This window comes from Aeromicrobium sp. Root344 (genome assembly GCF_001425755.1).
GTDB lineage: Bacteria > Actinomycetota > Actinomycetes > Propionibacteriales > Nocardioidaceae > Aeromicrobium.
The window spans coordinates 760,950-779,965 of the sequence record NZ_LMDH01000001.1 but is presented as its reverse complement, the minus strand read 5'-3'; the positions used below and the strand labels follow the sequence as shown (position 1 = coordinate 779,965).

The window sequence follows — 19,016 nt, the reverse complement described above, 5'->3', positions numbered from 1 at the left end:
CGGCCCGGACCATCCCGCAGTGCTGACGCTCGTACGCCGGCGCACCCTGGCCCAGTGGCGGTTGCTCGCGGGCATCGTCGCACTCGTCACCCTCGGCACGTCGTTGCTGGGGGTCGGCGCCCTGCTGATGGGCCCGACCCAGGACGCGTCGTTCACGGCAGGGGTGCAGGAGACGACACCCCAGCAGACCGCGGTGACGGCATACATCGGTGGGCTCAAGGCCTCTGACGCGGTGGCCGTCCGTGCGGCTGCACACGCCGTGATCGGCGACGCACTGCGTCCGTTGGCACCGACGTTCACGACCAACGCCACCTCCCGGATGCGACGTCTCGGTGAGGGCCCACGGCTGGGCTATCTGGCAACCACCACGTCACTGTCCTCGCGGGCGGCCCTGACCTCCGGGCACTGGGCTGACGGCGCCGGCGAGGCGGTGGTGCCCGAGGCGACGGCCAGCCGGCTCCACCTCGCGGTGGGTGACCGGATCACCGTGGGCCGTGAGATCGGCACACATCCGGTCGAGAACGCGGTGAGCCTGGTGGTCGTCGGCACCTTCCGTGCCACGTCTCGCGTCGGCTGGGAACGGGACCCGCTGGCCGGGAGGGGCTACGACGCCGCGTACACCGACGGGTCGTTGCCCAGGTTGTCGCCCACGTACGGCCCCTTCGTGGTCGACGACGCCACGTTCCTCGCGAGCGGTTCGACGATCGACGCGTTGCAGGTGACCGGCCAGCCGACCCTGACGCGTGCGACCGACGGGTCGATGAACGCCGCTGTCGAGACGTTGCGAGCAGCGGACGGTCTGCTGTCGGCGCGCGTCGTCGATCAGGTGGAGATCAGCCGCGTCGCCTCCGACCTGCCGCAGACCTTGAGCCGGATCCATGCCCAGCAGGCGGCGACCCGTTCGACCTTGCTGGTCGTGCTCTTGCTGGGCACCGTGATGGCTCTGACGGCCTTGCTCCTCGCCGGTCGACTGCTCGGGGACGTACGGGCGGGCGAGCGCGCTCTGCTGGCGGACCTGGGTCTTGGGCGCGACCAGCTCGCGGTGTGGACGTTGGCAGAGGTCCTCTTGATCGCCGGTGCGGCCGCGGTGCTCTCCGTGCCGGTCGCCGGACTGGCGCACTCGGCGGTCACCCATCTGCCGGCGCTGGCCGCCGCCGGACTCAGCCAGGGGCCCGCCGTCACGCTCGGACTCGTGCTCGTCGAGGTGGCCGGCGCGGTCCTGCTCTCGCTGGCGTTGGTCGTCCCCATGCTGGGATCCGCCACGCTCGGTCCACGCGCGGCGCGCGTCGCCCGCTCCGGCGTGGACCTGGTGCTCGTGGTCGTCGCGATCGCTGCGTGGTGGCAGCTCCACTCGCAGCCATCCAGCGCCACCACCGACGACGCCACGCTCATCCTGGCGCCGGTCGTCTGCGTCGTCGCGGTGACCGTGCTGGCGGTGCGCTGGGCCCCCGCTTTGCTGGCCGCCGTCGCGTGGGTCGCCGGCCGCTCGACCGCGCTGGTGCTCCCGCTCGCCACCAGCCAGGCAGCGCGACGCCCGTACGGTGGCGCCGCCCTCGCGCTGCTTGCGATGGCGACGGCCTCGGCGACGTTCGGACTCGCCCTGCAGACGACCTGGGACCGGTCCCAGGACGACCAGGCGGCGCTTCGCGTCGGTACGGACCTGTCGTTCGCGCTGTCGACGCCGGCCACTGACCGTGAGGCGGCGGCCATCGCGGCGGCGACCCGAGGCCGGGTGACGTCGGCGGTCATCGACCGACCCCTCGCGCTCGGACAGTACGTGGGCTCCGGCGACGACGACTCGGCCCCGGTGCTCGTCGCGGCTGACTCCCGCCGCGCCGGGACTCTGCTGCGAGGGCGGCTCGACCACGGTCGTACGTGGACCGCCGTCGGTGACCTGCTGGCGCCGGGGCCGTCCGTCGCCGGGGTGCCGCTGTCAGCCGGCGTCACCGTCAAGGGGTCCGCGCCGCGCGGCGTGCCGATCGACGTGACGCCCACCCTGCTGGTGCAGGACGCCTCGGGCTTCCGCCGCGCGGTCAGCGCCGACAGCGTGCCGCTGGACGGGCGATCGCACGTGCTCGACGGGATGGGCGACCTCAAGGGGGCACACCTCGTCGCGGCCAAGCTCACGTTGAGCGGGGCGACCACCTCGGGCACCGCCTCGGTGACGGTCGACCTGTCGGTCAGGAACCCGGACGCAGACTCCGAGCGGGACTGGCACGTGGTGAAGCTTGGCGCGCCCGACACCCCGGTCACCGGAGCGGCAGTGGAGGTGACGTCGTCCGCGAGCGCCACGACGGTCCGGACCACGGCGCAGCTGGACCTCGCCTTCCTGAGGTACGCCGACGGTGACCTGCTCGTGACGGGCTTCGCGCGCCCGGCCGCCCTGCCCGTCGCGGTGTCGAAGCGCCTGGCCGACGTGGTGGGGACCAAGGTCGGCGGCAAGGTCAGCGCGACCGTCGACGGAGTGCCGGTGCCGCTCGAGATCGTCGCCGTGGTCCCGACCGTGCCGTCGGCCCCAGGACGGGTGGCGGTGCTGGCCGACGCCGAGACGTTGTCGCGCATGCTCATCGGGCTCGGTCACCTCGAGCCTGTCGTCGATGCCTGGTGGGTCGCGAACCCCTCGCCGCAGACGGCCCGGGCCCTGACGGGCCTCGACCTCGGTGAGGTCACGACCCGCACGGGCGTCGCGGCGCAGCTCGAGCGCGGTCCGCTGCGCGCGATGGTGCCCGCGGCGCTGGTGCTCCTCGTCGTCGCGGGTGGGCTGCTGCTGCTCGCCGGTGCGGCCCTGGTCGTCGGCGCCGACCGGCCGGCACGATCGGCTGAGGTGGCCCGCCTCCGCGCTCTTGGCCTCACGCGGCGGCAGGTGACGCGGCTCGTGCTCGCCGAGCACGGCATCCTCCTGGGGCTCGTGGTGCTGACCGGAGCGGTGGTCGGAGTGGTGGCGTCGGTGGCGCTCGCCTCGAGCCTGGTCCGCTCCGACATCGGTGTGGCGCCAGTGCCGACGGCCGTCCTCGTGTGGCCGTGGGGTCGCGAGTCGGCCGTCGTGGCCGGTGCACTGGCGGCTTGCCTGATCATCGCCACCGTCATCACGTTCGTCGTCGTGCGTCGCTCCGGCCCCGACCAGCTGAGGGGGGCGGACTCATGATGCCGCGGTGGCACCGGCCCAGCATGGTCGGCCGCGCGCGGGCTCACCTCGGCCTGCTGGTGCTGATCGGGCTCGTCGTCATGCTCGCCACGCTGCTGACCTCGGCGATCGCGCCCCTGACCGAACGTACGTCCGACCGTGCGATCGCAGCCGACGTACGTGATGCGGGTCTGCAGGGGGCCGTCGTCGCCACGGTGTCCCGGCCCTTCGACGAAGGCCAGCGGATCCGCGATCCGAAGGCGGCCGCGCAGCTGCGGGAGAGCGCAGCGAGCGCGCAGCGAGCCATGCCGGACGGGCTCGCCGCCGTGGTACGTCCAGGGGTGACGAGCCTGACGTCCCCGTCGATGCACCTCCTCGACGCCGGCCCGGGACGCTATCTCCGACTGGCCTACCTCACCGCCCCACGACACGACCCTGCCGTCACCTATACGTCCGGCGGTCCGCCCAAGCCGTCCGTGCCGGCGGCCAAGGCCGACGTCGAGGTTGCGGTCAAGACCGACCCGTGGCCCGTGCAGGTGGCGCTGCCGCGCGAAGCCGCGGACGCGCTCGACCTGAAGGTCGGCGACCGCATCGAGGCCGAGGACGAGCAGCACCGGACCGCCACGATCGTGATCAGCGGGATCTTCGTCGCAGGCGACCCGGACGACAACCTGTGGGCCGCCGTGCCGGAGCTGCTACACCCCGTCATCAGCCACTCCGACCAGCTGACGAGCGTCTCCGCGGCGGCGGTCGTCTCGACGGACTCGCTGCCGGACTTCCAGCTCGCCCTGCCGTTCGACGACCTGACGACTCGGGTCGTCTTCAGCCCACGACCCGCTCAGGTGCGGTGGAAGCAGACCGCTCGGCTCATGCAGGAGATCGTGTCGCTCAAGACGACGGCGTCGCGGGGGAGCGGGGAGATCTCGTGGGACAGCCTGCTCGACCGGGTCCTGTTCGACAGCCGCGCGAGGGTGTCGGCCGCGCAGGGGCAGGCGACGGTGCTGATCATCGGGTTGCTCGCGGGCGTGACGCTGATCCTGCTCCTGGCGGCAGACCTGTTGGTGCGCCGCCGGTCGGACTCGCTCGTGCTGGTGCGCGAGCGGGGCGCCTCCCTGATGGGCATCTTCACCGAGCTGGTCGCCGAGTCCGTGACCGTGGCGCTCGTCGGCTCGGCGCTGGGCACGCTTGTCACCTGGCTGGTGGTCGGCGACGTCGGCTGGCGGTGGTCCCTTCCCGTGCTGGTCGTCGCGTCCCTGGCCGGACCGGTCCTGGCCACGCTGCGCGCAGCCCGGGCTGCGGACGACCGCCGGGTGCCGGCCAACCGCTCGGCGCGTCTCGCGGTGGCCCGGGCTCGGCGCGCGCGGCGGCTCCTCGTCGAAGGGGTCGTGCTGGGCGTGGCGGTGCTGACGTACGTGGCACTGCGCCAGCGTGGCGTCGTGGGTGACGGGGACCTGACCGCTTCGTCCGCGCCGACCTGGTTCGCGATCGTCGGCGGCCTCCTGCTGGTCCGGCTGCTCCCGCCCGCCTCCCGGCTGGTGCTGGCGCGTGCGCGCCGTGTGCTCGGTGCGGTGCCGCTCGTGGTCGCCGCACGGACCTCGCGGTCAGCCGGGCGGGCGCTGCCGCTCCTGGTCGTGGCCGTCACGGTGGCCCAGCTGACGACGGCGGTCGCGCTCGTGGCGACCGAGCAGCAGGGTCAGGCGGCTGGAGCGCTGCAGTCCGTCGGTGGTGACGCCGCCTGGGAGACGGCGCCTGACCGGTCCGTCTCGGCGGTCGCCGCCAAGGTCTCGACCCGACCGGGGGTGCGCGCCACAGCCGCGGCGCGGGTCGTCGAGGGCTTCGGCCTGGCCTCCGGCTCGAGCTCGGCGACGGTGCGGCTCGTGATCGTCGACTCTGCGGCGTACCAGAAGGTCCTGGCGGCGAGCCCCCTGCCGGACGCTACCCAGCTCTCGCGCCTGCACCGGAAGGCGGGCGGCAAGGTCCCTGCCTTGCTGCTGGGTGGCGACCGCGACCTCCGCGACGACCTCCAGGTGCGGTGGGAGGACACGCCCGTACCCCTCGCGGTGGTCGGTGTCGCCCCACGCGTCGGCGACTCCACCGAACCCGTGCTGGTCATCGACCGTGCAGCGTTCGAGGCGGCGGGCGTGGTGGCCGACCCCGGCACCGTCTGGGCGGTCGGGCCCGGGGCTGCCGCTGCCCTCAAGGCCGCGGCGGGGTCGGCCGGGACCGTCGACGTGCTCACCGACGTCGTCGAGGCGCGCCGCACAGCGCCACTGGCCTCAGGTCTCGTACGCCTCGCCGTCGCCTCGGCCCTGCTCCTGCTGTTGTTCGCGGTGCTCGGGGTGGCCCTGGCTGCCGCGGCGGAGGCGCCGGCGCGGGCGGAGTCGCTGGGCCGCCTCCGATCTCTCGGACTGGGCCACCTCGACGTGCGCCGGGTCCTGCTCGGTGAGCTCGTCAGCCCGGTCCTCGTCGGCGCCGTGGCCGGTGTCGTCCTCGGCGTCGGCGCGGCCGTGACGATGTTCGGCTCCCTCTCGCTCCAGCTGGTCACCGGCCAGTCCGCGACGCCGAGCCTGGTCGTCCCGTGGTGGGCGGGCACGACCGCCCTCGTGCTCGTCGGCACCGCGATGCTCATCGCCATCGCCGAGGCCGGCCACGTACGTCGCCTGCCGCTTGCGGCACTGCTGCGTGGCGGCGATCAACGCTGACGATGCGACGACTGCCACACGTCGAGGGATGAGATACGTCCAGACCTATTGCGTCCTGGCCCTACGCTTCTCCCATGAAGTTCACCCCCTACGGCGGCCTGACCGCCATCGCCGCCGCGGCCCTCGTCCTGACGTCCGCGTGCGCCCCCGCCGACTCCGAAGGCGACACCGCCGCCAAGACCCCCTCCGCCCTCGCCGACTGCAAGCCCGCCGACCTGCCGTTGGTCAAGGCCGGCACGTTCACGATCGCGACCGACGACCCGGCGTACGACCCGTGGTTCAGCGACAACGACCCCTCCAACGGCAAGGGCTTCGAGTCCGCCGTGGCGTACGCCGTGGCCGACAAGCTCGGCTTCGCCAAGTCCGAGGTGACGTGGGTCAAGGCCGGCTTCAACCAGGCCATCCAGCCCGGCAAGAAGTCGTTCGACGTCGACATCAACCAGTTCTCGATCTCGCCGACCCGCGCCAAGGCCGTCGACTTCTCGACGCCCTACTACTCCGCGGCCCAGGCGATCATCACGCTCAAGGGCTCGAAGTACGCCGGGGCGACGAGCCTCGCCGAGCTCAAGGGCGCCAAGCTCGGTGCGCAGATCGCGACGACCTCGCTCGACGCGATCACCAACCAGATCGAGCCGGCCGCCAAGCCGCTGGTCTACGACGACACGTCCAAGGCGGCCCAGGCCCTGCAGAACAAGCAGGTCGACGCGATCGTCGCGGACCTGCCGACGGCCTACTACCTCACGTCGGCCGAGATCGACGGCGGCACGATCGTCGGGCAGTTCCAGCCGACCAAGGGCAAGCAGGAGCAGTTCGGCCTGCTGCTGTCCAAGGGCAGCAAGCTGACCCCGTGCGCCAGCGCCGCGGTCGACGCCCTGGCCAAGGACGGCACGCTCGACAAGCTCAAGGACGAGTGGCTCAACCAGGCGACCGACGTCCCTGAGCTGAAGTGACCCCGAGCGCGCGCCAGCTCGAGCGCGAGCGTTACCGCCGCCGGCGCACCCTGACCCGGGGTGCGGTGGCGGCGGTCTCGACGATCGTCGTGATCGGGCTGCTCGTCTACCTCGTCGGCACCTCGCCTGGCTGGGACCGGGTCCACCGTACGTACTTCTGGTGGCCCGACGCCAAGGCGGCATTCCCTGACGTCGCCCGCTCGTTCTGGCTCAACATCCGGCTCTTCATGGTCGTCGAGGTGTTCGTGCTGGTCGTCGGCATCGTCATCGCGATCGTCCGGGTGATCCCGGCTCCGGCGCTCGCGCCGGTCAAGCTCATCGCGATCCTCTACGCCGACGTCTTCCGCGGCACCCCGACGCTGCTGATCGTGCTGCTGGTCGGCTTCGGTCTGCCGGCGCTCAACCTCACCGGCATGCCGACGAGCCTGTTCTGGCTCGGCGCCATCGCCCTGACGCTGAGCTACGGGGCGTACGTCGCCGAGGTCATCCGCGCCGGAATCCTGTCGATCCACCCGACGCAGTGGGCCAGTGGTCGCGCCCTCGGCCTGACGTACGGCCAGACGATGCGGCACATCGTGCTGCCGCAGGCGCTCCGCCGGGTCGCCCCGCCGCTGCTCAACGACTTCGTGTCGCTCCAGAAGGACACCGCCCTGCTGTCGACCATCGGGCTCGTCGAGTCCCTGCGTGCGGCGCAGGTCATCTCGGGCCACGACTTCACCTTCACCGCGTACGTGGTCGCGGCGGTGTTCTTCATCGCCGCGACGATCCCGCTGGCGCGGTTCACCGACTACCTCACGGTGCGGTCGCTGCGCCGCGAGAACGGAATCGTGACATGAGCGGCAGCGTGCTGAGGGCCGACGCGGTCCGCAAGTCCTTCAACGGCACGGAGGTGCTCAAGGGCATCGATCTCGAGGTCGTCGAGGGCGAGGTCGTGTGCCTCATCGGCGCTTCGGGGTCGGGCAAGTCGACGTTGCTGCGCTGCCTCAACCTGTTGGAGCAGGTCGACGACGGTGACATCTGGCTCGGCGACGCCGAGATCACCGACCCCCGGGTCGACGTCGACGCGATCCGGCGCCGGATCGGCATCGTGTTCCAGGCCTACAACCTGTTCCCGCACAAGTCCGTGCTCGACAACATCGTGCTGGCCCCGGTCAAGGCCGGCGGCCGCAGCCGGGCGGAGGCGGCGGCGACGGCGCACGAGCTGCTGGCCCGGGTCGGGCTCGAGGACCGCGCCGGTGCCTATCCCGACGCCCTCTCGGGTGGCCAGCAGCAGCGGGTCGCGCTCGTACGCGCGATCGCGATGCGGCCCGAGGTGCTGCTGCTCGACGAGATCACGTCGGCGCTCGACCCGATGCTGGTCGGCGAGGTGCTCGACGTCATCCGCGACCTGCGCAGCGACGGGATGACGATCGTCATGGCGACCCACGAGATGGCGTTCGCGCGCGAGGTCGCCGACCGCATCGTCTTCATGGCCGATGGCCGCATCGAGGAGTCCGGTCCGCCGGAGCAGCTGTTCACGGCCCCGCGGAGTCCACGCACCGCCGAGTTCCTCGCCCGCCACCGGTCCTGAACCGCGGGGCGGGACCCGACCAGTGCGATGATGCTGGCGCGGGCTTGCACAAATGTGTGGGTGCGACCCATCCGTGACGGAGGCAGCTTCGAATGATTGGCAAGAAGCCATTTCGATCGGAGAGCCACGTGACCCGAAGCGCCGCGCACCTGCGCCTTGCCGACGCGTCCTCCGACGAGCCGGCACCAGATGCCGCAGAGCTCCTCGTCCGCGTCGGACGCGGTGACGAGCAGGCATTCGCCGCCGTCTACGACCTGCTCGGCGCCGCGGTCTACGGTCTGGCCCGCCGGGTCGTACGCGATCCGGCCCGGGCCGAGGAGATCGCCCAAGAGGTGTTCATCCAGGTCTGGCAGTCCGCTCCACGGTTCGACCCGGCGCGGGGGAGCGCCAAGGGCTGGGTCCTGACGCTCGCGCACCGCCGGGCGGTCGACGCCGTCAGGCACGACCAGGCGGCGACCAACCGCGAGAACAGCTATGACTGGTCGAACGGCCCGGACTACGACGAGGTCGAGGAGACCGTGAGCACGACCCTCGAGCACGAACAGGTGCGCCGCTGCCTCGACGGGCTCACCGAGCTGCAGCGTGAGGCCGTCAACCTGGCCTACTACAAGGGCCACACCTACGCCGAGGTCGCGCAGGTCCTCGACGCCAATCCCGCCACCATCAAGACCCGGATCCGCGACGGCCTCGTCCGCCTGCGCGACTGCATCGGAGTTCCGGCATGACCACAGATCTGCACTCCCTCCTCGCCCCGTACGTGCTGGACGCCCTCGACCCTGCCGAGCGCGCGCAGTTCGAGGCGCACCTTGAGCAGTGCCCCGACTGCCGGTCCGAGCTCGGGGGCCTGCAGGCGACGGCGACGCGTCTTGGCGAGGCACAGAGCCAGGAACCCCCGGCCGCCCTGCGCCAGACGCTGCTGACGGCGATCGGCTCGATCCCCCAGGAGCGTCCGCTCGTCGCCTCGATCAACCAGCGCCGCGGGCTCCGGGGCAGGCTGCCCCAGCTCGTCGCGGCTGCCGCGCTCCTGGTGGCCGCCGCCGGAGGTGGTGGCTACCTCGTCGAGCGCGATCATGCTCAAGACCGGGAGCGACAGCTCGCCGACATCACGTCCGTGCTCGGTGCGTCAGACGCGGCGACCGTGGCGCAGGACTTCCCCAACGGCGGGACCGTGCGACTCGTGACGTCCAAGAAGCGCGACGCTGCCGTGGTGGTCGCCCACAGCCTGCCGGCGCTCGACGACGGCAAGGTCTACCAGGTCTGGCTCATCAAGAGTGCTGAGCCGGAGTCGCAGGGCACGTTCTCGCGATCGGGCGAGATGATCATGAAGGATCTGGCGAAGGCCGACGAGCTGGCTGTCACGGTCGAGCCCAGCGGTGGGTCCGACAAGCCCACGACGACGCCGGTGCTGAACGTACCGGTGTGACTGCCTGACCAATCCCTGCGCCGACCGGCTCCGAACCTCCTGTAGTACCGGTCCTTCGGAGCAGGGAGTTCAGCATGGGCAGACGACAGGTCGCCATCATCGGGAGTGGAGTGGCGGGCCTGACCGCCGGCTACCTCCTGCAGCGCGTCGCCGACGTGACGATGTACGAGGCGGACGGGCGGCTGGGTGGCCACGCGCACACGCATGAGCTGCTCGACCCCGACGGCACGTCGCTCAACGTCGACAGCGGCTTCATCGTGCACAACCGGCAGACGTACCCGAACCTGTCCCGGCTGTTCGACGAGCTCGGCGTCGAGACGCAGGAGTCCGAGATGAGCATGTCGATCCGCTGCGACGGCTGCGGGCTGCAGTACGCCGGAGCGCTCGGCGCGAGCGGGCTGTTCCCGACGATGCGCAATGCGGCGAACCCGCGGTTCCTCTACATGCTGACCGAGGTCAAGCGCTTCCACCGCCGCGCCCGGCGGCACCTGGCGGCCACCCAGGCGGATGGCATGACGCTCGACGAGTTCCTCGCCGAAGGCCGGTTCAGCCGCTACTTCCGCACGCACTTCGTCGTGCCGATGGTGGCCTGCGTGTGGTCGTGCGCCCCGGCCGAGGCCGGCGCCTATCCCGCGCGCTATCTCTTCGAGTTCCTCGCCAACCACGGCATGCTGTCCGTACGCGGCTCGCACCCCTGGCGGACCGTCACCGGAGGATCGGCGAGCTACGTGGACAAGGTCGGCAAGCAGCTCTCGGCGGTCAACCTGCTGTCTCCCGTCAGGTCTGTCACGCGTACGGCCGCCGGCGTCAGGATCATCGACGCAGATGACCAGGCCGCCGAGTTCGACGCTGTCGTCATCGCGACACATCCCGACCAGGCGCTCGCGATGCTGGCCGAGCCGACCGCGGCCGAGGCCGCGACGCTGGGCGCGTGGACGTACTCCAAGAACCGCGTCGCGCTGCACACGGACGCCTCGGTCCTGCCGCCACTTCCACGGGCCCAGGCGGCCTGGAACTACCAGATGCCGACGTGCGAGGCGGCCGGTGGCGAGGTCAACGTCACCTACGACATGACCCGCCTCCAGCGCCTGTCGGGGCGGTCGCGCTACCTCGTCACGCTCAACGGCGTCGAGCCCGTCGCCCCAGGGCACGAGATCGCGTCGATGCTCTACGAGCACCCGGTCTTCACGCCCCAGTCCGTCGCCACGCGCTCGGACCTGCCGAGCCTCAACGACGGCGTCATCGCGTACGCCGGGGCCTACCACGGGTGGGGATTCCACGAGGACGGCTGCCGCTCGGGCGTCGCCGCGGCGCAGAGCCTGGGTGCAGGTTGGTGAGCGACGCGGTGGCGAGCTACGACGTCACGATCGGTCACCGCCGGCGTGACGGGCTCGAGTACGCCTTCACGAACCGCGGCCGCACGTGGCTGGTCGACCTCGACGACGTGCCGCGACTCGCCGGGCCACTGCGCAGGCTGTGCTCGTTCAGCTCCCGCGACCATCTCGGAGACCCGTCGCGGTCGCTGCGCGGGAACGTCGACGACTGGCTCGCCGAGCGCGGCGTCGCGCCGCCGGCGACCGTGCGCATGCTCGCCAGTCCACGCGTGCTCGGCCACGTCTTCAACCCCCTTAGCCTGTTCTACTGCCATGCCGCGGACGGCACGCTGACCCACGTCGTGGCCGAGGTGCGCAACACGTACGGCGGCCGGCGCTGCTACTTGCTCGAGCCTGCCGACAACGGTCGCGCGACGACCGACAAGACGTTCTACGTGTCGCCGTTCCACGGCGTCGACGGCCACTACGAGCTGGTCGTCCCCGCGCCCGGCGCCGAGCTGGCTGTCACCGTGACGCTGCGCCGGCCCGATCGCGCCCCGTTCGTGGCGACGATGCGCGGCACCCGGCGTACCGACGCCCGCCTCGCCTCCGCGCTGCGCAAGCCGTGGGCCAACTGGACCGTCGACGTCATGATCCGCGTCCACGGCATCCGGCTGTTCCTCAAGGGCCTGCGGCCGGCGCCGCGTCCCGACGACCGACCCGACGACCTGACCAGGAGCCAACCATGCACGAGATCGACGGCACCACACTCGTCCACACGCTGATCGGAGCGGCCGCGGCGATCGTGGTCACGCTCGGCATCACGTACGCCGTCGCCAAGCGGCTCGGCCGCCACAACGTCATCGACGTCGCGTGGGGGCTGATGTTCTGCTGCGCCGCTGCGGCCGCATTCGTCGCGTCGGCGGGGCACGGCGACGACCTCCGCCGGTGGCTGCTCCTGGTGATGACCGTCGTCTGGGGGCTGCGACTCGCGATCCACATCGGCCTGCGCAGTCGCGGGCACGGAGAGGACCCGCGCTACGCCACGCTGCTCGAGGGCAAGGGCGAGCTGGGGATCATCCTCATCGTGTACGTCCTGCAGGGCGGCATCGCGTTCTTCGTCGCGCTCCCGGTGATGGTCGGGTCCCTGACGCAGGGCTCCGTCGGCGTCATCGCGTACGCCGGCGTGCTGCTGTGGGTCGTCGGCGTGGCGTTCGAGGCCATCGGCGACCGCCAGCTCGCGGCCTACAAGGCTGATCCCGACCGCGGCCCGGTCATGGATCGCGGCTTGTGGGGCTGGACTCGTCACCCCAACTACTTCGGCGACGCGTGTGTCTGGGTCGGCCTCTTCCTCGTCGCCGCCGAGCACTGGCCCGGCGTGCTGACGATCCTGTCGCCGGCGCTCATGGTCTACCTGCTCGCCTTCGGGTCGGGCAAGCGGGTTCTCGAGCGCCACATGGCAGAGCGTCCCGGCTACCGCGCGTACATGGACCGTACGTCTGGCTTCTTCCCCCTCCCGCCTCGCCGCTGAAGCACCCCGGACATGACGATGGGCCGCCTCCCCTGAGGGGAGGCGGCCCACTGTGTCGGATGTGCTCAGGCGGGCGGCATCAGGACGTTGTCGATCAGGTAGACCGTCGCGTTGGCGGTCTTGACGCCACCGCAGATGACGGTGGCCTGGCCGCCGCCGACCTTGATGTCGTTGCCCGAACCGGTGACCTCGAGGTCGGCACCGTTGACGGTCTTGTGGGACCCGTCGATGTCGGCCGGAGCGATCTGCCCGGGGATCACGTGGTACGTCAGGACGCTCGTGAGCGTGTCGGCACCGGCGGGGGTGCTGAGCGTCTTGAGCGTCTTCGCGTCCAGCTTGGCGAACGCGGAGTCGACCGGTGCGAACACCGTGAACTCAGCGCCGTTGAGCGTGTCGACGAGGTTGACGTCGGGGTTCAGCTGACCGGAGACCGCCTTGACCAGGGTCTTGAGCAGCGGGTTGTTGCTGGCTGCGGTCGCGACCGGGTCCTGCGACATGCCGCTGACGGAGCCGGCGCCCTCGGGAACGGCCTTGGCGTAGTCGGCGCAGCCCGCACCGACCAGGTCGGCAGCCGGATCGGCCGCGGCGGAGCTGGTGCTCTCCGCCTTGGGTGCATCCTCTGACTTGTTGTCGCTCGAGCCGCACGCCGCGGTGAACAACGACAACGAGACGGCCGCCGTGACGGCGAAGGTCTTCACAGTTGTACGCATCTTCATCTCTCCTTGTTGGGGTTGGGGTCGTGCTACTCGACGCGGAACTGGACGCTGTGCCAGCCGGTCGTCCCGTTCGGGCGAATGCTCGCCCGATCGGAGGTCTGGGTGTCGCCGTCCTTGGTGGTGGCGCGGACGGTCAGGGTGTGGTTGCCGGGCGTCGCGTCGTCCCACTGCCAGCTCCACTGGCGCCAGGTCTCGACGGTGTCCTCGGTGCCGAGCTTCGCGACCTGCCACGGGCCCTTGTCGACGCGCACCTCGACCTGCTCGATGCCGACGGTCTGCGCCCAGGCGACGCCGCCGACGCGTACGCGGTCGGCCGGGAAGGTCTGGAACGACTTGGGCACGTCGATGCGCGACGAGAACTTGATCGGGGCGAGCGCGTCGTACTGTCGCGTCGTCCAGTACGCCTTGAAGTCCGCGAAGCGAGTCACCTCGAGGTCCGTCAGCCACTTGGTCGCGGAGACATAGCCGTACAGACCCGGCACGACGAGGCGGGCGGGGAAGCCGTGCGCCAGCGGCAGTGGCTCGCCGTTCATGCCGATCGCGACCATCGAGTTGCGCTCGTCGGTGAGTGCTTCGAGCGGGGTGCCGGCAGTCCACTTGTCGGCGCTCGTGCTCTTGACCGCGTCGGCGCCAGACTTCACGCCGGCCTGCTCGAGCAGGTCCTTGACGAGCACCCCGGTCCACACGGCGTTGCCGAGGTACGGGCCGCCGACCTCGTTCGAGACGCAGGTCAGGGTGATGCGGTGCTCAGCGAGCGGCATGTCGAGGAGCTCGCGGAAGCTGAGGTTGACCTCGTTGTCGACCATGCCGTGGATGCGCAGGTTCCAGCCCTCCGCCGGTACGTCGGGGATCCGCAGGGCGGTGTCGACGCGATAGAAGTCGCGGTTCGCCGTCACGTACGGGCTGATGCCAGTGACGTCGACCTGCGTCCCGGCGGGGACCGGGGGAGCGGCGACGGCGGGCTTGGGCAGCCGGATGCCGGCGCGGGAGGCGACCGCTGCCGCCGTGCCGTACAGCTTGTTGACGATGCCACCGACCACCACGAGCGCGCCGATGCCGATCACGGCCTTGAGGAAGTCGCGGCGCAGCAGCCCGGCCGGAGCCTCGCGCGTACGCCGGAGGGTGGTCAGCAAGATCGCGAGCGCCGCGAGGCTGACGACGACGGTCAGCAACGAAGGGACGAGGGTGAGGGCCCGGCTGGCGGTGGCCGTGCGGTCGACCGCGGCCGCGGCCACGGCGATCAGCCCGATGACGGCGACGCCCCCGGTGGCGATCGCCGGGCGGGTGCGGCCGATGATCCCGGCGACGGCGGCGAGCAGCGCGAGCGTGGCCACCACTCCGCCGATGAGCACCGGCTTGTCGTGGGTGCCGAACTGCTCGACCGCGAAGTCCTTGAGCATCGGTGGCGCCAGGTCGATGGCCCGGTTGCCGACCGACTCGATCGGTGACGGCACCCCGTTGAGGAGCGCGGCCACCGCCGTACCGGTGGCCACTCCGGCCGCGGCGGCCAGCACGCCTGCAAGCGCGCCGGCCCACCATGGGCTCCTCGTGATCGTGTTCACACACGTGGTTCGCCGCGAGCGGACCCTTGGATTGGTCGTGAACCCGAACATCCAGAAGTCGACCCGCTCCGGGGCGGTCTTCCGGGCGTACAGTCAAGGGGCGTCAAGCAGCCGGCGCAGGACTCAACACACAGCTTGGGGTGTGCCCATGGTGACCATCCTCGACGAGAAGACCATGCTCGACCACGATGCACGACGCGGTGGAGCACATCGTCAGCTTCGCGGTCCGGTCGACGGGCGCCGCGTACGGCGGCATCACGCTGCTCCAGGCCGGCGGCCGCCGGTTCCAGTCGGTCGGCGCCACGGATCCGAGGGTCGAGCGGGCCGACGCCCTGCAGTACGAGCTGCGTGAGGGTCCGTGCGTCGACGCTGCGGTCGAGGTCAGGAGCGTGCACTCGGAGTCGCTGGAGCACGATGCCCGCTGGCCGCGCTGGGGGCCTGCTGCCGCCGAGCTGGGATTCCACAGCATCATCTCCGCGGAGGTGCACGGCCGTGGTCAGCGCATCGGTGCGCTCAACCTCTACGGCACGTCCCACACGACGTTCACGTCGGACGACCTCGATGTCGCGCGGCTGTTCGCCGGCCACGGAGCGATCGCGCTGGCGAACGCCCGGAGCGAGGACACCCTGCTCGAGGCCCTCGACACCCGGACCATGATCGGCCAGGCGCAGGGCATCCTGATGGAGCGGTTCGACCTCGACGCCGAGCAGGCCTTCGCGGTGCTGCGCCGCTACTCGCAGGAGTCCAACCGCCGGGTGGGTGAGATCGTCGCCGAGATCGTGGCGACCCGCCAGCTGCCCGACTCCGTCGAACGCCTCGCCGGGGACTAGAGCAACCGCGAGAGCCCGGCCCCCGAGGGGCCGGGCTCTCGCGGGGTGCCGGGTCAGGCGTGTGCCGGTGCCTTGCTGTGACGCCGGCTGGCGACGCGGTGCCCCAGGGCGACCAGGCCGAAGCCGACGCCGAAGATCGCGCAGCACACGAGTCCGTAGCCGACCGGCATCGTGTCGGGGTCCTTCGGGAAGGCCGAGTCGTCCCCGCCGACCCACATCCGGGTCAGGTAGACGCCTTGGAAGACGAACGCCCACAGGTAGGCGACGGCGTACGCCACGTTGGCGGCCAGGTGGGACCGGAGGAAGAACCCCAGCGGGAACGCGAAGAGGATCGTGACGATGGCGATCATGACGACACCTCAGTCCATCACGGCGGTCGTGCGCCGTGCTGGCGAGAACATCAGCACGAGCGACGCGATGGTGAGGATGACGAACACCGTCACGAGCACCTTGACGAACGCCGGGACGTCGACGAAGAACGCCGGCAACGCCGACAGCATCGAGACGATCCGCGCTCCGGCGGCCACCCGGATGGCCGCGCCGCTCGCCGAGCGCCAGGCGATGACGACAGCGATGATCGTGATCAGCCCGCAGATCGATCCGAGGATGAGGATGCCCAGCGGCGGCCCGGTCTCGCCGTCGGACGGGGCCTCCAGGAAGCTGGGCAGGTCGAGGACCCCGAGCAGCCCTGCGAGGGCCAGGCCGACCTTGTTCTTGGTGGTGAGGATCATGATGAGCTCCTTGTCGTGGAAGGTGGTTCCACGGTGGCCCGGCACCCGCACCCCCAGAAGGTGTGCCGGTTCCCCATTGTGCGGAGTTTCTCCCGGTCTGCCTAGGTGCACGTTCCCGGGTCTTTTGCCCTGATTTCTCGGCATCATGAGGGAATGACCCCCGACCTCATCCGTGTCGTGCTCGCCGACGACCACCCCGTCGTACGCGGGGGCCTGCGTGCACTGCTCGAGTCGATCGACGGATACGAGGTCGTCGGTGAGGCGGTCGACGGCGAGGGTGCCGTGCGCGAGACGCAGCTGCAGCGCCCCGACGTCGTGCTGATGGACGTCCGCATGCCGGGGATCGACGGGCTCGAGGCGACCCGCCGGCTCCGCGTCGCCGTCCCGGACGCGATGGTGCTGGTGCTCACGATGTTCGACGACGACGACACGGTCTTCGCCGCGATGCAGGCCGGAGCCCGTGGCTACCTCCTCAAGGGCGCCCAGCAGGACGAGATCGACCGGGCGATCCGGGCCGTCGTCGCCGGTGAGGCGATCTTCGGGCCGGGCGTCGCGGCGCGGGTCCTCGGGCACTTCAGCCAGCCGAGGACCGCGCCCGAGCTGCCGTTCCCCGAGCTGACCGACCGCGAGCGCGAGGTGCTCGACCTCGTCGCGTCGGGCAAGCGCAACCACGCGATCGCCGACGAGCTCGCGCTGGCGCCCAAGACCGTCGCCAACCACATCTCGTCGATCTTCGCCAAGCTTGCGGTGTCGGACCGGTCGGCAGCGATCGTCCGCGCCCGCGACGAGGGCCTGGGCAGGGCCCGATGAGCGACTGGTTTCTCGGTGCGAGCATCGCTCTGCTCGCCGTCGTGACGGGTGTCAGTGGCCTGGTGCTGCTGTCCGTCCGACGAGCGGCGGTGTCCGGGGCCATGCTGGTCGTCGTCGCACTGACGGGGCTGGGCGCGCTGGTGCTGCACGCGCGTGGCGAGGCCCGTGACGTCGAATGGGCACTCGCCATCGGGTCCACGATGCTGGTGTTCCCGCTCGCAGTGGCCGCCTATCCGCGGTGGAGCTGGCGGAACCCGGTGGACTTCGTCGCCGTGACGACGTTCGCCGCCGGAGGGGTCATCTCGGTCTCCGCGCCGCGCGAGTCGCACACCGCCGACGCGATGGCGGTCGTCATCGGGCTGGCTGTCATCCTGCACGTCTGGTGGCGGCTCGAGACAGCGGACCAGGCAGACCGCGTCCCGCTGCAGTGGTTCGCGGTGGCCGCCGGGACGGCCGGACTCGTCGGCGGACTGCTGCTGTTCTCCGCCGAAGGAGCCTCCCGCAACACACCGGCCTCTGCCGTGGCCCTTCTGTGCACGCTGATCGCCCCCGCGATGGTGATCGGCGTGATCCGACCCGACATGGTCGACGTCCGCGGGCTCATCGTCTGGGGCGTCGTCGGGTGCGTGGCGGTCATCGCGTACGTCTCGGTGTTCGCGGGCTTCGTGTCGGTGCTCGACTGGACCGGCGCGCCCGCACTGACGCCCGGGGCGCTCGGGGTGATCGGAGCCGTGCTCGCGTTCGGCTTGCACCCCGTGATGGTCATGCTCCGCGGGGTCGTCGACCAGATGCTGTTCGGCGACCGGCCGGATCCGCTGCAGGCGGCGACCCGTGTGGTCGACCGCATCGGCGACGACCCTGTCCTCGCGCTGCGCGCCATCCGCGAGGCGCTGGTCCTGCCCTACGCGTGCCTGCGTGCCGAGGGTCAGACGCTCGCGACGTCCGGCACCGAGGTCACCCACACGCGCACGCTGCCGCTCCACCTGGGCGACGACGCAGTGGGCGAGATGGTCGTCGGGCTGCGAGCCGGTGAGCTGACGCTCGCCGCCGACGACGAGCACGTCCTGCGGATCGTGGCACCGCTGCTGGCCCAGACGTTGCGTGCGACGACACTGGCGCGCGACCTGCAGGAGTCGAGGGGCGCGGCGATCACCGCGATCGAGGACGAGCGTCGCCGGCTCCGCCGCGACCTCCACGACGGCCTGGGGCCCACCCTGACGGGCGTCGCGTTCTCGGCCGACGCTGCCCGCAACCACCTGCCCACGGACGTCGAGGCTGCCGACGCGCTCCTGGCCCGGCTCCGGGACGACACCGCGGGAGCGATCGCCGAGGTGCGCCGGTTGGTCGAGGGCCTGCGCCCGGCAACCCTCGACGAGCTGGGCCTCGTGGCTGCCGTACGCCAGCACGCGGCGAGCCTCCACGCCGCCGAGGGCAGACCGTTGACGGTCACGATCGACACCCCCGACGCGCTCCCGGATCTCTCAGCGGCGGCGGAGGTCGCGGCCTACCGGATCGTCGTCGAGTCGCTCACCAATGTGGCCCGGCACGCCGCGGCGACCTCGGTCGAGGTCAGCATCTCGGCCGAAGACGGTGTGCTGCACGTGTCGGTGCACGACGACGGCGCGTCCACGCAGAGGTGGCAGCCCGGCGTCGGACTGTCGTCCATGCGGGAACGCGCCGAGCAGGTCGGTGGCAGCGTCGTCGCCTCGGCACACCGCGACGGCGGCCGCGTCGACGCCGTCATCCCCATCTGA

Annotated in this window: 17 protein-coding genes; 13 read left to right on the top strand and 4 right to left on the bottom strand. The window is 71.3% G+C overall.

The features are described from left to right. The first annotated feature begins 19 nt into the window (after positions 1–19). The 10 genes from ASC61_RS03870 to ASC61_RS03825 all read left to right on the top strand — a co-directional run bounded on the left by ASC61_RS03870 (position 20) and on the right by ASC61_RS03825 (position 12,613). Positions 20–3,145 (top strand): hypothetical protein, encoded by a 3,126-nt coding sequence (locus ASC61_RS03870; RefSeq protein ID WP_056209589.1) that lies wholly within the window; start codon positions 20–22, stop codon positions 3,143–3,145. Then, on the top strand, positions 3,142–5,826 hold the full coding sequence (locus ASC61_RS03865) for an FtsX-like permease family protein (protein WP_082530439.1): 2,685 nt from the start codon (positions 3,142–3,144) through the stop codon (positions 5,824–5,826). The genes ASC61_RS03870 and ASC61_RS03865 overlap by 4 nt, the downstream gene beginning before the upstream one ends. Positions 5,827–5,900: 74 nt before the next feature. After that, positions 5,901–6,776 (top strand): ABC transporter substrate-binding protein, encoded by an 876-nt coding sequence (locus tag ASC61_RS19605; protein WP_056209585.1) that lies wholly within the window; start codon positions 5,901–5,903, stop codon positions 6,774–6,776. Next, on the top strand, positions 6,773–7,612 hold the full coding sequence (locus ASC61_RS19600; RefSeq protein ID WP_056209583.1) for an amino acid ABC transporter permease: 840 nt from the start codon (positions 6,773–6,775) through the stop codon (positions 7,610–7,612). Before ASC61_RS19605 ends, ASC61_RS19600 begins: the two co-directional genes overlap by 4 nt. Then, positions 7,609–8,346 (top strand): amino acid ABC transporter ATP-binding protein, encoded by a 738-nt coding sequence (locus ASC61_RS03850; protein ID WP_056209580.1) that lies wholly within the window; start codon positions 7,609–7,611, stop codon positions 8,344–8,346. The genes ASC61_RS19600 and ASC61_RS03850 overlap by 4 nt, the downstream gene beginning before the upstream one ends. Before the next feature lie 128 nt (positions 8,347–8,474). Beyond that, positions 8,475–9,071 carry an ECF RNA polymerase sigma factor SigK gene (gene sigK / locus ASC61_RS03845; protein WP_235503474.1) on the top strand — a complete coding sequence of 199 codons (597 nt, stop codon included), beginning with the start codon at positions 8,475–8,477 and terminating at the stop codon, positions 9,069–9,071. Next, positions 9,068–9,769, top strand: a complete 702-nt coding sequence (locus ASC61_RS03840) for an anti-sigma factor (RefSeq protein ID WP_056209578.1) — start codon at positions 9,068–9,070, stop codon at positions 9,767–9,769. Before sigK ends, ASC61_RS03840 begins: the two co-directional genes overlap by 4 nt. A 74-nt stretch (positions 9,770–9,843) precedes the next feature. Continuing rightward, a complete protein-coding gene (locus ASC61_RS03835) occupies positions 9,844–11,106 on the top strand; it encodes an NAD(P)/FAD-dependent oxidoreductase (RefSeq protein WP_056209575.1) in 1,263 nt (420 codons plus the stop codon). Then, a complete protein-coding gene (locus ASC61_RS03830) occupies positions 11,103–11,867 on the top strand; it encodes a DUF1365 domain-containing protein (protein WP_082530437.1) in 765 nt (254 codons plus the stop codon). The genes ASC61_RS03835 and ASC61_RS03830 overlap by 4 nt, the downstream gene beginning before the upstream one ends. Further along, positions 11,828–12,613 (top strand): DUF1295 domain-containing protein, encoded by a 786-nt coding sequence (locus tag ASC61_RS03825; RefSeq protein ID WP_056209572.1) that lies wholly within the window; start codon positions 11,828–11,830, stop codon positions 12,611–12,613. Before ASC61_RS03830 ends, ASC61_RS03825 begins: the two co-directional genes overlap by 40 nt. A 65-nt stretch (positions 12,614–12,678) precedes the next feature. On the opposite strand, the gene ASC61_RS03820 is transcribed toward ASC61_RS03825, so the two are convergent. Next, positions 12,679–13,323, bottom strand: coding sequence for a fasciclin domain-containing protein (locus tag ASC61_RS03820; RefSeq protein ID WP_056215259.1), 645 nt, complete (start codon positions 13,321–13,323; stop codon positions 12,679–12,681). A 32-nt stretch (positions 13,324–13,355) separates the two neighbouring features. After that, positions 13,356–14,891 carry a molybdopterin-dependent oxidoreductase gene (locus ASC61_RS03815; protein WP_235503473.1) on the bottom strand — a complete coding sequence of 512 codons (1,536 nt, stop codon included), beginning with the start codon at positions 14,889–14,891 and terminating at the stop codon, positions 13,356–13,358. A gap of 188 nt (positions 14,892–15,079) precedes the next feature. Between ASC61_RS03815 and ASC61_RS03810 the strand changes: the two genes are divergently transcribed. After that, on the top strand, positions 15,080–15,721 hold the full coding sequence (locus tag ASC61_RS03810) for a GAF and ANTAR domain-containing protein (protein ID WP_056209566.1): 642 nt from the start codon (positions 15,080–15,082) through the stop codon (positions 15,719–15,721). Between the two features lie 53 nt (positions 15,722–15,774). Here ASC61_RS03810 and ASC61_RS03805 read toward each other — a convergent pair whose 3' ends face one another. Together ASC61_RS03805 and ASC61_RS03800 are read right to left on the bottom strand one after the other, a co-directional pair. Beyond that, a complete protein-coding gene (locus tag ASC61_RS03805) occupies positions 15,775–16,071 on the bottom strand; it encodes a hypothetical protein (protein ID WP_056209564.1) in 297 nt (98 codons plus the stop codon). 9 nt (positions 16,072–16,080) lie between these two features. Then, the gene (locus tag ASC61_RS03800) at positions 16,081–16,452 is read right to left on the bottom strand and encodes a hypothetical protein (RefSeq protein WP_157439364.1); all 372 of its coding nucleotides are present in this window, start codon (positions 16,450–16,452) and stop codon (positions 16,081–16,083) included. Positions 16,453–16,605: 153 nt separating this feature from the next. Here ASC61_RS03800 and ASC61_RS03795 point away from each other — a divergent pair, with 153 nt between their 5' ends. Then, positions 16,606–17,262: a response regulator gene (locus ASC61_RS03795; protein ID WP_056209560.1), complete on the top strand. Its 657-nt coding sequence runs from the start codon at positions 16,606–16,608 to the stop codon at positions 17,260–17,262. Then, the gene (locus ASC61_RS03790; protein ID WP_056209556.1) at positions 17,259–19,016 is read left to right on the top strand and encodes a sensor histidine kinase; all 1,758 of its coding nucleotides are present in this window, start codon (positions 17,259–17,261) and stop codon (positions 19,014–19,016) included. The genes ASC61_RS03795 and ASC61_RS03790 overlap by 4 nt, the downstream gene beginning before the upstream one ends.

Coding starts and splice junctions, on each gene's coding strand:
- ASC61_RS03865 (WP_082530439.1), top strand. CDS start 3,142: ATGATGCCGCGGTGGCACCGGCCCAGCATGGTCGGCCGCGCGCGGGCT.
- ASC61_RS19605 (WP_056209585.1), top strand. CDS start 5,901: ATGAAGTTCACCCCCTACGGCGGCCTGACCGCCATCGCCGCCGCGGCC.
- ASC61_RS03850 (WP_056209580.1), top strand. CDS start 7,609: ATGAGCGGCAGCGTGCTGAGGGCCGACGCGGTCCGCAAGTCCTTCAAC.
- ASC61_RS03840 (WP_056209578.1), top strand. CDS start 9,068: ATGACCACAGATCTGCACTCCCTCCTCGCCCCGTACGTGCTGGACGCC.
- ASC61_RS03835 (WP_056209575.1), top strand. CDS start 9,844: ATGGGCAGACGACAGGTCGCCATCATCGGGAGTGGAGTGGCGGGCCTG.
- ASC61_RS03825 (WP_056209572.1), top strand. CDS start 11,828: ATGCACGAGATCGACGGCACCACACTCGTCCACACGCTGATCGGAGCG.
- ASC61_RS03820 (WP_056215259.1), bottom strand. CDS start 13,323: ATGCGTACAACTGTGAAGACCTTCGCCGTCACGGCGGCCGTCTCGTTG.
- ASC61_RS03810 (WP_056209566.1), top strand. CDS start 15,080: ATGCACGACGCGGTGGAGCACATCGTCAGCTTCGCGGTCCGGTCGACG.
- ASC61_RS03805 (WP_056209564.1), bottom strand. CDS start 16,071: ATGATCGCCATCGTCACGATCCTCTTCGCGTTCCCGCTGGGGTTCTTC.
- ASC61_RS03800 (WP_157439364.1), bottom strand. CDS start 16,452: ATGATCCTCACCACCAAGAACAAGGTCGGCCTGGCCCTCGCAGGGCTG.
- ASC61_RS03795 (WP_056209560.1), top strand. CDS start 16,606: ATGACCCCCGACCTCATCCGTGTCGTGCTCGCCGACGACCACCCCGTC.
- ASC61_RS03790 (WP_056209556.1), top strand. CDS start 17,259: ATGAGCGACTGGTTTCTCGGTGCGAGCATCGCTCTGCTCGCCGTCGTG.